This is a genomic window from Stenotrophomonas sp. a6 (genome assembly GCF_030913325.1).
Classification (GTDB): Bacteria; Pseudomonadota; Gammaproteobacteria; order Xanthomonadales; family Xanthomonadaceae; genus Stenotrophomonas; species Stenotrophomonas maltophilia.
Genome location: NZ_CP133161.1, coordinates 403235 through 417013, shown reverse-complemented (window position 1 = coordinate 417013; position 13779 = coordinate 403235). Strand labels below are relative to the sequence as shown.

12 protein-coding genes are annotated in these 13779 nt (G+C 67.6%); 4 read left to right on the top strand and 8 right to left on the bottom strand.

The annotated features are described in order from the left end of the window. Positions 1-10 precede the first annotated feature (10 nt). The 3 genes from Q9Q79_RS01920 to Q9Q79_RS01910 all read left to right on the top strand — a co-directional run bounded on the left by Q9Q79_RS01920 (position 11) and on the right by Q9Q79_RS01910 (position 1686). Positions 11-505 (top strand): hypothetical protein, encoded by a 495-nt coding sequence (locus Q9Q79_RS01920; protein ID WP_005407832.1) that lies wholly within the window; start codon positions 11-13, stop codon positions 503-505. A 32-nt stretch (positions 506-537) separates the two neighbouring features. Beyond that, positions 538-1050 (top strand): hypothetical protein, encoded by a 513-nt coding sequence (locus Q9Q79_RS01915; protein ID WP_049397247.1) that lies wholly within the window; start codon positions 538-540, stop codon positions 1048-1050. Positions 1051-1125: 75 nt separating this feature from the next. Next, positions 1126-1686, top strand: a complete 561-nt coding sequence (locus Q9Q79_RS01910) for a queuosine precursor transporter (protein ID WP_201863681.1) — start codon at positions 1126-1128, stop codon at positions 1684-1686. 632 nt (positions 1687-2318) lie between these two features. Here the strand turns inward: Q9Q79_RS01910 and glnE are convergent. Next, complete coding sequence (glnE, locus tag Q9Q79_RS01905; RefSeq protein ID WP_201863683.1) at positions 2319-5114, bottom strand: bifunctional [glutamate--ammonia ligase]-adenylyl-L-tyrosine phosphorylase/[glutamate--ammonia-ligase] adenylyltransferase; 2796 nt, start codon at positions 5112-5114, stop codon at positions 2319-2321. A gap of 421 nt (positions 5115-5535) precedes the next feature. On the opposite strand from glnE, the gene Q9Q79_RS01900 reads away from it, so the two are divergent. Beyond that, on the top strand, positions 5536-7050 hold the full coding sequence (locus tag Q9Q79_RS01900) for an acetyl-CoA hydrolase/transferase family protein (RefSeq protein WP_005407828.1): 1515 nt from the start codon (positions 5536-5538) through the stop codon (positions 7048-7050). A gap of 173 nt (positions 7051-7223) precedes the next feature. Here Q9Q79_RS01900 and Q9Q79_RS01895 read toward each other — a convergent pair whose 3' ends face one another. From Q9Q79_RS01895 to Q9Q79_RS01865, 7 genes are all read right to left on the bottom strand, one after another. After that, positions 7224-8588, bottom strand: a complete 1365-nt coding sequence (locus Q9Q79_RS01895) for a VOC family protein (protein WP_201863685.1) — start codon at positions 8586-8588, stop codon at positions 7224-7226. Between the two features lie 166 nt (positions 8589-8754). Continuing rightward, on the bottom strand, positions 8755-9243 hold the full coding sequence (locus Q9Q79_RS01890) for a hypothetical protein (RefSeq protein ID WP_065183823.1): 489 nt from the start codon (positions 9241-9243) through the stop codon (positions 8755-8757). 31 nt (positions 9244-9274) lie between these two features. Further along, the gene (locus Q9Q79_RS01885) at positions 9275-10027 is read right to left on the bottom strand and encodes an HAD family hydrolase (protein ID WP_012478958.1); all 753 of its coding nucleotides are present in this window, start codon (positions 10025-10027) and stop codon (positions 9275-9277) included. 84 nt (positions 10028-10111) lie between these two features. Beyond that, entirely contained in the window at positions 10112-10528 is a 417-nt protein-coding gene (locus tag Q9Q79_RS01880; RefSeq protein WP_005407824.1) for an EF-hand domain-containing protein, read from the bottom strand. 232 nt (positions 10529-10760) lie between these two features. After that, positions 10761-11132, bottom strand: coding sequence for a hypothetical protein (locus tag Q9Q79_RS01875; RefSeq protein ID WP_012478956.1), 372 nt, complete (start codon positions 11130-11132; stop codon positions 10761-10763). 398 nt (positions 11133-11530) lie between these two features. Continuing rightward, a complete protein-coding gene (locus Q9Q79_RS01870; RefSeq protein ID WP_236672456.1) occupies positions 11531-12244 on the bottom strand; it encodes a M15 family metallopeptidase in 714 nt (237 codons plus the stop codon). Beyond that, complete coding sequence (locus Q9Q79_RS01865; RefSeq protein WP_201863687.1) at positions 12177-13730, bottom strand: serine hydrolase domain-containing protein; 1554 nt, start codon at positions 13728-13730, stop codon at positions 12177-12179. Before Q9Q79_RS01865 ends, Q9Q79_RS01870 begins: the two co-directional genes overlap by 68 nt. Between the last annotated feature and the right edge of the window lie 49 nt (positions 13731-13779).

The window sequence follows — 13779 nt, the reverse complement described above, 5'->3', positions numbered from 1 at the left end:
GGAGAACGACATGCGTCCGCTGCCTGTTTCCCTGATGTCGATGGTGATCATTGCCGGCCTGCTCGGCGCGAACACCGCCCATGCCGAACGCCGCATCATCATCCTGCAGGACCCGGGTCCGCAGGGGCCGAGCCTGGAAATGTCCGCGCCCCTGGTGGCTTCGGCGCGCGCCGCCGCTGCCAAGGAAGCCCGGGATGCCGGGCTGCCGCCCGGCCACGGCGCATCGGTGAAGCTGCCGCAGATGCAGGTGAGCGCCATCGCCACCACCGTCGACGGCCGCCGCGAAGTACTGCTGCGTGATGCCAACAACCCGCAGAACACCGCGTCGATGCAGTGGCCGAAGCGCCCCGGCGATCCCGCCGTGCAGTTCACCGTGGGCCAGACCGTGAACTTCGAGCCGACCGGCACCGACCAGGGCTGGCAGGTGAAGGACAACCAGGGCCGCCCGCTGGAATATCTGCCCGAGGCCACCGGCCCGCGCGACATCTTCGATACCCGGCGCTGAGCCGCCGCCCCCACGTTGACCAGGAGGTCTCCATGTTCCGTTGCCTGCGCATTCCCGCGTCCGCCCTGCTGCTCTCGGTGCTGCTGGTGCCCACTGTCCATGCTGGCGCCGCGCCGCAGTTGAACAGCAGCGAGGCCAGCGTGATCGTGACATCGTTCGTGGTGCTGTCGTTGCCACTGGCGGCCTCGATGGGCTTGTCCGAACTGTCCAAGGCGCCGTTCAAGGCCAGCGAACGCAACGGCCGAGCCACGCGCACCAAGGCAGTGCCGCTGCCGCCGATGGAGGTGAAGAAGGTGGAGACCACGCCGGAGGGCGAGCGCCAGGTACAGCTGCAGGTGCCGGACAAAGCCGACCAGACCGCCACCCTGCGCTGGCCGGCGCACGTGCATGAAGACCAGGCGGCAGGCTTCGTGGTCGGCCAGCAGGTGCACTTCGACCCCACCGAAGCCGGTGCCGGCTGGACCGTGAAAAGCGCGCAGGGCCAGGCACTGGCTTACGTGCCCACCGCCTACGCCGCTGGCGATGTGATGAGCGAAGCGCTGTAAAGCTGAACGACCGGTTTTGGCTTTGACGCGGGCCGGGCGGATAATGGGCGATCCCCTTTGTCCCCCTGGCTCGCCATGTCCGTGCGTCCTGCCCCTCTTTTTGCCCCGCTGACCCCGCGCGCCCTGGTGCTGGCGGTACTGGCGATGGGCGCGGTGGTGCTGCTGTCCAACGTACTGGTGCAGTACCCGATCAACGATTGGCTGACCTGGGGTGCCTTCAGCTATCCGGTCGCGTTCCTGGTCAGCAACCTGATCAACCGCCGCTTCGGCCCGGGCCCGGCGCGCCGCGTGGCGTGGATCGGCTTCCTGGTGGCGGTGGTGTTGTCGGTGTGGGTGGTCACGCCGCGCATCGCCATTGCCTCGTGCTCGGCCTTCATCGTGGCGCAGCTGCTGGACATCACCGTGTTCGACCGCCTGCGTCGTGGCAGCTGGTGGCGCGCACCGATGGTGGCCACCACCTGCAGCGCGACGGTGGATACCACCATTTTCTGGTCGATCGCGTTTGCCGGTTCCGCCCTGCCGTGGGTGAGCTGGGCAGCGGGCGACCTGGCGGTGAAGCTGGCGATCGGCGTGTGCCTGCTGGCCCCGTTCCGCGCGTTGTTGTGGAAGATGGCGCCGCTGCGGGCCACCAGCTGACCGCACATGCTCTGGTGCGTGCCGACCGTTGGTTGGCACGCTCCATCGGAGTTCATTACCGCTGGCGGATTGTGCCGACCAACGGTCGGCACCTACCAGGAGCGGGCATCGCAGGGCCATTGATCCGGTGGGTGCCGACCGTTGGTCGGCACGCCCTGCAGAACTCATCGCTGCCGACAGATTGTGCCGACCAACGGTCGGCACCTACCAGAGCGGGCATCGCAGGGCCATTGATCCGGTGGGTGCCGACCGTTGGTCGGCACCCCCTGCAGAACTCATCGCTGCCGACAGATTGTGCCGACCAACGGTCGGCACCTACCAGGAGCGGGCATCGCAGGGCCATTGATTCGGTGGGTGCCGACCGTTGGTCGGCACGCCCTCCAGAACTCATCGCTGCCGACAGATTGTGCCGACCAACGGTCGGCACCTGCCAGGAGCGGGCATCGCAGGGCCATTGATCCGGTGGGTGCCGACCGTTGGTCGGCACGCCCTGCAGAACTCATCGCTGCCGACAGATTGTGCCGACCAACGGTCGGCACCTACCAGAAGCGGGCCACCGCAGGGCCATTGATCCGGTGGGTGCCGACCAACGGTCCGCACCCACCCAAAGTTGTTGCAGCATTTGCCCCCGCTCAGGCGAACGGCAACCCTGCGGCTCTGCACGCTGCCGTAATCGCGGCACACGCGTCTTCAATCGCGGGCGTGGTCGGCGCCAACCGCGGGCGCCGATCCAGCGTGCAGGCCAGGCCCACGTCCAGCAGCGTGGCATGCGCTCCGTGCAGTGCCTGCGCGGTGGCATCGGGCAGGAAACCGGCAACCGCCAGCGCATCGATCAACGACGGCGTATCGCGCGGCTGCAGCAGCGCCGCATGCTGCGCACTGCGTGCCAGCACGCCGGTCTGCAGCAGGAACTCCAGGTCCACTACGCCGCCGGCACCCTGCTTCAGGTCCAGTCGTGCGGCATCGCTGCGGTCCAGTTCGGTGCGCATGCGGCCGCGCATCTTCAGCACGTCCGCATACAGCACACCCGTGTCGCGCTCACGCCCAAGCGTCTGTGCACGCACCTGCTCGAAGTCGGCCAGCAGGCTGGCATCGCCGGCCACGCCACGCGCGCGCACCAGCGCCTGGTGTTCCCAGGTCCATGCGCGTTCGCGCTGGTATTCGGTGTAGCTGGCCAGCGAAGACACCAGCGAACCCTTGCCACCGTCCGGGCGCAGGCGCACATCGATGTCGTACAGGCGGCCGGCGGCGGTAACCGCGCCGAGCAGGGCCATCACCTTCTGCGCCAGGCGCGCATACCAGCGGCCCGGCTCCAGCGGCCGCGCACCATCGCTGGCATCCACGCCGGCCGGGTTATCGTGCAGGAACACCAGGTCCAGATCGGAACCGAAGCCCAGTTCAAGGCCACCGAGGCTGCCGTAGCCGATGATCGCGAAACGGCCACCGGGAATCTCACCGTGCGCGGCGCGCATGTCCGCCTCGGCCATCGCCAGCACGGTGACCACCACCGCCTGCGCCAGCTCGGCCAGTTGCCGCGTGCTGTCCACCGCACCCTGACGCCCATCCAGCGTGGCCATCGCCATGCGGAAGCTGAGTGCCAGCCGCGTTTCATTGAGCCAGCGCAGCGCGGATTCCGGATCTTCCACCGCCAGCACCTGCTGGCACTCGGCCAGCATGCCGGCGGCATCCGGCATCGGCCCGGACACGCGTACGTCCAGCAGTTCGTCCAACAGCAGCGGATACGCCGCCAGGCGCTCGGCCAGCAGCGCGCTGCGCGCCAGCACATCGACCAGCCGCGCCAACGCGCTGGGTTGCTCGTCCAGCAGCGCGAGATAGCTGGTCCGGCGCAGCACCGCCTGCAGCAGGCCAAGCACACGCTTGAGCGCGGCATCCGGCTGCGGCGAACGCGTGGCCGCATGCAGCAGTGCGGGCAGCACGCGATCCAGCCGCGCACGCGCGGCATCGGACAAGGACTTCACGCCGGTGCCCTGGGCGAAATCGCGCAGTGACTGGTCGGCGCCGTTGGCATCGAGGAAGCCGGCTTCGGCCAGCAGTGGTGCGTTGCTGCCTTCGGGCAGGCTGCGCCAGTAGTTGGCCAGCGCGTCGGGCGCGGCCTGGCCCTTGCGCGGCGCCAGCAGCGCGGCGAATTCAGTACTGACCCGCTGCTGCTGTTCGGCCAACGCCGCGCGCAGCACGTTCCAGTCCGCATAGCCGAGGCCGACGGCGATGCGTTCGCGGTCCAGCGCGTCACTGGGCAGTACGTGGGTCTGCGCGTCGCGCAGCATCTGCAAGCGGTTCTCCAGCCGGCGCAGGAACAGGTAAGCCTCGCGCAGTGCGGCGCCATCCTCGGGCGCGATCTGTCCGGCGGCGACCAGTGCATCCAGCGCCACCAGCAGGCGACGCTCGCGCAGTGCCGGTTCACGGCCACCGCGGATCAGCTGCAACGCCTGGCACAGGAATTCGATTTCGCGGATGCCACCGGCGCCACGCTTGATGTCCTCGTGCAACTCGCGGCGCGCGACCTCGGCGGTGATCGCCGCCTTCATTTCGCGCAGGCCATCGAGCGCGGTGAAATCGAGGTAGCGGCGGTACACGAACGGGCGCAGGGTCTGCAGCCACGCTTCACCGGCGGCGATGTCGCCGGCCACCGCGCGCGCCTTCAGCCACGCATAGCGTTCCCAGTCGCGGCCCTCGCGCTGGAAATACTGGTCCATCGCCGCGAACGACAGCGCGACGCGGCCGGCGCTGCCGAACGGGCGCAGGCGCAGGTCGACACGGTGGCTGAAGCCATCGACGGTGGTTTCGTCCAGCAGCTTGGCCAAGCGCTGGCCGAGGCGGGCGAAGTACTCTTCGGCGGCCAGCGCGCGCGGGCCATCGGATTCGCCGCCGTGCGGATAGGCGTAGACCAGATCGATATCGGAACTGAAGTTGAGCTCGCCGCCGCCCAGCTTGCCGAGGCCGAACACGACCAGCTGCTGCGGCGTGCCTTGGTCATCGGCGATGACGCCATGGCGCTGGGCGAATTCCTGCTGCAGGGCCTCCAGCGCCAGCCGCAGGCAGTCTTCGGCCAGGGTGGTGGCGCCGGCCAAGGTCTGCGCCACGTCGTCCAGCCCGGCAAGGTCGCGCCAGATCAACCGTGTGGACATCGCCGCACGCCAGCGCCGCATCTGTGCCGGCCAGTCGCTGGGCTGCAGCGGGTCGAGCACCGGCGCCGGGATCGGCGGGCAGCCGGGCGTGGCCAGCTGCGCCAGCAGCGCAGGTTGACGCACCAGGGTGTCCAGCGCGAAGTCGCTGGCCACCGCCAGCCGGGTCAGCAACGGCAGCAGGTCGGCCGGGATGGGCTCTGGCAGGACTTGAGCCAGGCGCGCCAGGGCGCGGTCGACAAGAGGCTGCAGGGAGGCGGGCAGATCAGCGGGGGCGAGGGTCATGCACCGATTGTATCGACCCGGCCGGGGCGCAACGGACCCGGTAGTGCCGGCCGCTGGCCGGCAACCCCGGTAACCTTCGGCAGCATCATCGGATCTGCCGGCCAGCGGCCGGCACTACCAAGTCAACGGATCTGCCGGCCAGCGGCCGGCATTACCAACAATGGAGGCCGCGTATTCATACTGGTCGACAGGCAATAAAAAAGCCCGCTTGCAGCGAACTGCCAGCGGGCTCTGCTCCCTCCCCCACGTCGGGATGCAGGGCCATCGTGCGGGCTGCGAAAGCACTTTGCACGCTGCACTGCAAAACAAAACCGACGGGTTTGGGTGAGCCCCTGGGGAAAAGCCATTCCACGAAGGTAGAACCCCCCGTACGGATGAGGATGGCCGATAATCGGAATTCCCCCCAGCAACACGTGTCGTCATGTCTGTTGATCGCATCGCCAACGCGCGTCTCCGTGACCGCGTGGTTTCCGCAGAGGCCGCAGCCGCGCTGATCCAGCCCGGTGAAACCGTGGCCATGAGCGGCTTTACCGGCTCCGGGTATCCCAAGGCCGTTCCCGTCGAACTGGCCCGCCGCATTGAAGCGGTGCATGCCCAGGGCAACCCTTTCCAGATCAAGCTGATGACCGGCGCCTCCACCGCGCCGGAACTCGATGGCGCGCTGGCCAAGGCCGATGGCATCGCCATGCGCATGCCGTTCCAGAGCGACCCGGATGCGCGCAACCGCATCAACGAGGGCAAGCTGGATTACATCGACATCCACCTCAGCCACGTTGCCCAGCACGTGTGGTTCGGCTTCTACGGCGAGATCGATACCGCCGTGATCGAAGTCTCGGCCATCCGCGAGGATGGCTCGCTGGTGCCCTCCACCTCGGTCGGCAACAACAAGACCTGGCTGGACCTGGCGAAGAAGGTGATCGTCGAGGTCAACGAATGGCAGCCGGCCGGCGTCGACGGCATGCACGACATCTACTACGGCACCGCGCTGCCGCCGCACCGCAAACCGATTCCGCTGGTGAACGCCAACGACCGCATCGGCGACACCGCGCTGCGCTGCGACCCGGACAAGATCGTGGCCGTGGTACGCACCAACGGCCCGGACCGCAACAGCCCGTTCAGCCCGATCGATGCGACCAGCGAACAGATCGCCTCGCACCTGATCGAGTTCCTCAAGCATGAGGTGAAGAAGGGCCGCCTGCCGCCGAACCTGCTGCCGCTGCAGTCGGGCGTGGGCAACATTCCCAACGCGGTGCTGGCCGGCCTGGCCAAGAGCGGTTTCCGCGACCTGGCCGCGTTCACCGAAGTGATCCAGGACGGCATGCTCGACCTGCTGCGCGACGGCGTGCTGAGCTATGCCTCGTGCACGGGTTTCGCGCTGAGCCCGCAGGCCAACGAGACGTTCAAGGAGAACATCGATTTCTACCGCGAGCGCATCATCATGCGCACGCAGGAAATCTCCAACCATCCGGAACTGGTGCGCCGCCTGGGCTGCATCGGCATGAACGGCATGATCGAGGTGGACATCTACGGCAACGTCAATTCGACGCACGTGATGGGCACGCGCATCATGAACGGGATCGGCGGTTCGGGTGACTTCGCCCGCAACGGTTTCCTGTCGGCGTTCCTGAGCCCGTCCACCGCGAAGAACGGCACCATTTCGGCGATCGTGCCGATGGCCAGCCATGTCGACCACACCGAGCACGACGTGTCGGTGATCGTGACCGAACAGGGCCTGGCCGACCTGCGTGGCCTGACCCCGCGCAAGCGCGCGCAGGTGCTGATCGACAACTGCGCGCATCCGGATTTCCGTCCGCAGCTGCAGGATTACTTCGACCGCGCCAGCCGCGAGAGCTACGGCAAGCACACCCCGCACCTGCTGCCGGAAGCGCTGTCGTGGCACCAGCGTTGGCTGGATACCGGAACGATGAAGGGCTGATTGCGTTGGGGGTCAGAGCCCTTTTCTACCAAAAGGGGATCTGACCCCGATCATGCGCAACGTCGGGGTCGGATCCCTTTCCACAGGAAAGGGCTCTGACCCCAGCTACGGAATCGGGTAGAGCCGGCCGCTGGCCGGCTTCCCCAACAGCCGGCCAGCGGCCGGCTCTACCTTCACGCGATGCGCAGGCTCGCCAGCGATTCGGCCTGCAGCCGCTCATAGATCTCGAACTCGTCATGCACCGCCACGCCCAGCGCCTGCTCGAAGGCCTCGCGGTTGGCATGTACGGCATAGGCGCGCTGTTCTTCACCACCCAGGTTCGACTGGAAGATGCCCGCGGCACTGACCGGCAGGAAATCCTCATAGACGATCGGGTCGGCCGTGGCCAGGCCGGCGGCCACCAGCACTTCGGCCGGCAGATCCGCCACGCGCTCGGGCGCGGCACGGCCGGCGTCGGTCAGCTGGTAGCGGTAATAGCCCAGTCCTTCCTGGCGCAGCGTGTCATGGTCATCCGGGAAGCTGGCGAACACCGCCTGCAGGCGCTGGCCGTAGTCGCCGCCAGTGCTGCCTTCGCCACCGGCATCGCGTGCCTGCGACAGCAGCTGGTCGTACAGCGCGCGGCCCTTCGGGGTGAGCGCAAGGCCGCGCTGTTCGATCTCGCCGAAGCGCGCGGTGTGGGTGCCGGCATCGCCGCCTTCGCCGCCCGGGAAATGCACGGCCTCTTCCAATGCCTTGAAGCTGGTCTGGCGCAGCAGGATCGGGCAGGCGCGGCGCGGCGGGCCCTCGATCACCGCCTTGGCCGCCATGCCGTGTTCGATCATCGCCGCCTGCGCAGCGTCGATGTCCAGCGTGCGCGGTGTCAGGTGATTGATGTGCGGGCCACGGAAACTGACCACGTCGGCCACCAGGCGGTGCGCGTTGTGCAGCGCGTGGTAGGTCGGCAGGTCGACCGTGGCATCGCCGTGCCAGCGGAAGGTTTCCAGTGCTTCCTCGACGAAGCGCTCGGCATCGGCCTGCGCCAGGCCACCGTCACGCTCGGCCTGGTCGATCAGCGCCAGCGCGCCGTCGGTGAAGATGCGGCGGCGCGCAAGGATTTTCGCCGATTCGGCACGCAGCGCTTCGTCTTCGATCAGCTCCAGGCGCAGCAGCGAGGTGAACACGCGGAACGGATTCTGCGCCAGCGCCGCGCCGGTGAGCGGGCGGAACGCGGTGGAATGCACCGGCACGCCCGCGACCGACAGGTCGTAGTAGCCGACCGGGTACATGCCCATCACGGCGAACAGGCGGCGCAGCGTGGCCAGTTCCTGCACGGTGCCGACGCGGATCGCGCCGTGGCGCTCTTCATCCAGGCGTGCGCGCTCGTCGTTGCGCTGCAGCTGCGCGGCCAGCGCCGGATCCTGCTCCAGCACCTGCGCGTTGATCCGCTCCACCAGTTCCACCAGCGTGCCGTACAGCGGCACTTCGGTGCGGTACATGCGGGACATGGCCTGTGCGAACAGGCGGCGGATCACATCAGGCGAAACCAAAGAGGCGCTCATCAGTCACTCGATTACGGGAACGGGGGAACAGCTCGGACCCGTATTGTCGCCGGAGCGCGCGGTGGCGGCGATATGCAGAGCAACATGAAACAAACCGGTAGTGCCGGCCGCTGGCCGGCAATCTCCGGATGCCTGGAAGGGTGCAATTGCCGGCCAGCGGCCGGCACTACCGCTTGAGCTGGCGCTTCAGGGTGGCATCCAGGGTGATCGGCCGGTCCCAGTGCTGGTAGCTGGCCACGATGGCGTGGCGCACGGCACGGTAATGCAGGTTGTCCGGCCTGGTGGGCATCCGCTTCACCACCGCTTCCCAGCCGCCGTCCGGGTCCTGGCTGAAGGCGCGCACGCTGTCGCGGCAGGTCTGGCCACTGGCCTTGGCCCAGAAGCAGGCGAAATAGATGTCCCCGGCCTGCCAGCCATGGGTGGTGAACAGCGCGCTGATGTAGCCACGGGGCACGTCGGCATAGCGCGATACCTCATCGAGAAAGGCATCCGGGTAGCGTTCGGCGTAATGGTTGATGTCCTGCAGCTGGGCATCAACCCAGCTGTCGCCGGTTGCCACCTCATACGCAGCCGAACGCTCGGCGGTCTGCTGGGCCAGCACGGTGGCCGGCGCCAGCAGCAGGGACAACAGCAACACGCGCAGTCGGTAATTCATGCCCCGATTCTGCCGCAGCCGCCGGGCCCTGTCAGGCCGCCGCAGCGGCCTTGGCTTCGATCGCCGCCAGTGCGGCCGGCCAGTCGTGGGCGGTGTCGGCGGTGACCATGCGCGGTTCATCATCGGCCACGCCGTGCTGGGTCTCGTGGGCCCAGGTCACTGCGTACGGGGTATGCACGCCCCAGCCACCCAGGGTAACCACCGGCTCGATGTCCGAACGCAGCGAGTTGCCGACCATCACGAAGCGCTGCATGGGCAGATCGAATTCGGCCAGCACGCGGGCGTAGGTTTCCGGGTCCTTCTCCGAGACGATCTCGATGCGCGGGAACAGCTCGCCCAGGTTGGCGACCTTGATCTTCGCTTCCTGGTGGAACAGGTCGCCCTTGGTGATCAGCACCACCGGGTAGTGCTCGGCGATGGCCGCCACCGCTTCGCGCACACCGTCGATCAGTTCGACCGGGTGGCGCAGGGTGTCGTGGCCGATATCCAGGATGCGCTGGATGTCCTTCGCTTCGATGCGCTGCCCGGTGATGTCGATGGCCGCTTCGATCATCGACAGCGTCATGCTCTTCACGCCGTAGCCGAAGGTGCCCAAGTGGCGCTGCTGCACTTCCAGCAGGTGGCGCGCGGTCTGGGTGTCGTGCACGTCGACGTAGCGCGACAGCAGGTCAAGGTAGTCCTGCTCGGCCTTGCGGTAGTAGTCCTCGCTCTTCCACAGCGTATCGTCACCGTCAAAACCGACCAGGCCGATGGCGCGCGACGGCGCAGGCGTGGAGGTGTTCATCGCGCAAGGATACAGGGGCCGTGGTGACGAAAAAAACCCGGGCGGCCGAAGCCGCCCGGGTTCCCATACGCCCCGATACAGGTCTTACCTGCCCTGCGCACCCTGCGCTGCGCCGCCGGCGCCGGCCTGCTGGGCGGCCACATAGGCCTTGTACTCATCGGCGCTCAGCTCGCCGTCCTTGTTGGTATCAGCCTGGTCGAACACCTGGGCCAGGCCCGCGTTCACCTGCGCCTCGGTCTTGCTGATGGTGCCGTTGCCATCGGTATCGATGCTGGCCCAGGTCTGGCCACCGCCGTTGGCCTGCGCCGATGCGGCTGCGGCAGCGTTGGTCGCCTGGTCGGCGGCCTGGCCGGCCTGTGCAGCCGCCTGCTGGGCCTGTGCGGCCTCGTTCTGCGCATGCGCCGCCTGCTGCTTGGCCGACTGGGCCATCGCCGGAATGGCCAGCACGCTGCCAGCGGCGACGATCAGGGCGATCAGGGGCTTGCGGTTGCGAATAGTCATCAGGGGTGTCTCCTGCCAATTGGGTGGTGTTGCGCGGCGTGTTGTCTCCGCACGGCACCTACCCTGCCACCGCGTTTCTGAATCGATTTTGCCCCGCGACCGGCGTCAACACGCACCATTAACCACTCGCCCCCGCGCATGCATTAGCGCGGTGGTTAGCAGCAAGTGAGCAGCTCATAAGATGCGCATTCAGCGCTGCCGGATTTAACCGGCAACCAACGAAAAACCTGCGTCAGTCGACGGTTTTTTCCGATGACCGCGAACTGAACAACACCCACCCCAGCGCAACACCGGCGAGCGCACCGGCGATTTCCAGCACCACGCGGCTGCCGAGTTCGTTCGGATCGTGGATGGTGGCCAGGAACAGGCGCGCATACAGCGGCGACTCCAGCCGCACGATGCCCATGTAGAACAGCTTCCATGCATCGATGCCGGCGGAGATGATCACGGCGATGACACAGGACCACCCGATCGCGTGACCCGCGGTCCAGTGCAGGAGCCGGCACAGCTGCGACCACAGGAAGTACACCAGCAGCCCGACCAGCAGGGCGATGGCGCCGGCTTCCAGGGTACCGAGCAGGCCGAAGTGCAGGGGAAGGTTCATCGGGTGGGCAGGGATGAAGAGGCGGCCAGTGTAAGGGATCTGCCCCGGACCCAATCCGGTAGCCCCAGTAGATCCACGCCATGCGTGGATGAATCTCCATCGAGATCGAGTATCTCGACGATTGAACAAGAAGCAGCCGACGAACAAAGAGCAGCCGAGCATGGACTCGGCTCTACAACGGACCGCGCGGGAAACTGTCAGAGGCTGGGCGGTGCCGGAGTGCGGGGTGTCAGCCGCATGGATGCGGCTGCCAAGCCTCCATGGACGGATTTACGGCGTCCCCGCACTCCGGCACCGCCCAGCCAACCCACGGAACGCACGCTGTTGCTGTTGCGTCTGATGTTGCCGGCCAGCGGCCGGCACTACCGCGGGTGCAGGGCGCAGCCCTGCCGATACCCCTACCGTACCGGGACGTCGTACGCGGTGCCGGGATCCGGTTCGGGCTGCAGGGTGTAGTGCCACCACTCCTGCGGATAGTTGACGAAGCCGTGGCGCGCCATCGCCTGCACCAGCTGCTGGCGGTTCGCCTGCTGCACAGTGCTCAGCCCGCTCGTCTGCGTATGCGCACGTGGCCCGAAGAAGTCGAAGTCAGTGCCCATGTCCAACGGCGCACATGCACCGCTGCGGCAATCCAGCAGGCCCAGATCCACCGTGGCACCGCGGCTGTGGCCGGAGCGCTCGGCGATGTAGCCGTCAGCCAGCAGGCGTGGCTTGTCCAGATCCGGGTACTGCTGCGCCTTGCGCGAGAGCTCGCGCGGATCGTTCACCCATGCCATGAACGCCTGCACCGAACGCACCGGCCGGTAGCAGTCGTAGAGGCGCAGGCTGAAGCCATCGGCGCGCAGGTCCTGTTCCACCTCGGCCAGCGCCTTCGCCACCGGCGCCAGCAGGTAGCACGAAGGCGCCTCGTAGCCTGGCACACGCGCGCCGGTGAAGTTGTTGGCACCCGCATAGCGGATATCCAGGTCGATTCGCGGCGACAGCGTGCGGATCTCCACCAGTCCGGCGCTGGCCGCGTCGGTGGCCGGTGAAACGCGCGGTGGCTCAGCGGCGCCGGTGGTCGCCGCCAGGGCAATCGCCAGTACGAGTGAAATGCAGGTCCTGGAAGTCATAGCTGAAGTCGATGTCCGGATCGATGGCGCGCAGGTCCAGTGTCGGTGCCGGGCCCTCGCCCGGCCGCAGCCACGCCTGTGCATCGTCACCCAGCGTATCCCAGCGCAGCAGCCAGCGCCCCTGCAGCTGCAGCACGGCTCCCTGCAGGCGGGGCGACTTGTCCACGCTGAAGCGCAGGCCGTCCTTGCCTGGGCACAGCGATGCGGGCCCCAGCCAGGGATCGCTGTAGCGTCCCTGCCAACGCGGCAGATCGGAAGCCGACGCCTGCCGCGCATCCGACATCGGCGGCCGCTGGTGCCCGGTTGCCGCACGAGCGGCCTGGTCCGCCTTCAGTTCGGCCAGGTATTCCATCGCCGGGCGCGCATCATTGGGGGCGGTGAAGCGTTTCAGTGCGGCCTGCATCAATGCGGTGCGCGCATCCTCGCCTTCACCGTTGAACAGCATCACCACGCCCACCTCGCGGTCAGGCAACAGTGCCAGCGACGAGTACATGCCCGACAGGGTGCCGGTGTGCGCCACCTTCCACTGCCCATCCATGTCCGACACCCGCCAGCCATAGCCGTAGCCATAGAAATGCGCGTTGTCCCAACGCCGCTGGCGTTCACCCAGCGCCATCGGCATGTGCAGGGTCCACAGCGTACGGCGCTGCTCAGCGTCCAACCAGCCAGGTGCCAGGGCGGGATCGAGCAGCACCTGCATCCAGCGCGTCATGTCGCGCAGCGAACAACGGATGCCGCCGGCCGCCATCGACGGCAGGTCCGGGCTGATCGCTCCATCCGCGTTCACTACCGCGTTGCGATCACCGCGCCAGGCATGCGGCTGCGCCACGTTGCCCACGCGCTTCACCGACCACGCCCCCACCTGGCAGCGCGTCATGCCCAGTGGTTCGAACACCTGCTCGCGCATCAGCTGGTCGTACGGCTTGCCACCCGCTGCCGCCGCCACTTCCCCGGCCACCACGTACATCAGGTTGTCGTAGGCGTAGCGGCTGCGGAAGCTGCTGACCGGTTTCAGGTGCGCCAGCCCCGCGATGATGTCCGCACGGGTGAACGCGTTCGGTTCCGGCCACAGCATCAGGTCACCGGCGCCCAGGCCCAGGCCGCTGTTGTGGATCAGCAGGTCGCGCACCTGCATCTGCTCGCCCACCCACGCATCGTGCATGCGGAAGCCCGGCAGATATTGCTGCACCGGATCCTGCCAGCGCAGCTTGCCCTGCTGCACCAGTCGCGCCAGCAGCGCGGCGGTCATCGCCTTGCTGTTGGAGGCGATCTTGAACAGCGTGTCCTGGTCGATGCGGCCGCCGTCGCCACGCGCGCCTTCGGCGTGGCGATAGACCACCTGCCCGTTGTCGACCACCGCTATGGCCAGCCCGGGCAGGTGCTCGTGCTGGACCACAGCGGCGACGTCGGCATCGAGGGAGGCGATATCGGTCGGCGAAGCGGACGGTGCGGCCAGTGCCGCCGCGACGATCAGCAGGTGGTACATGCGCGCAGCCCCTCCATTGCCCGCGCCGTCACGGTGGACGGCGCGGATC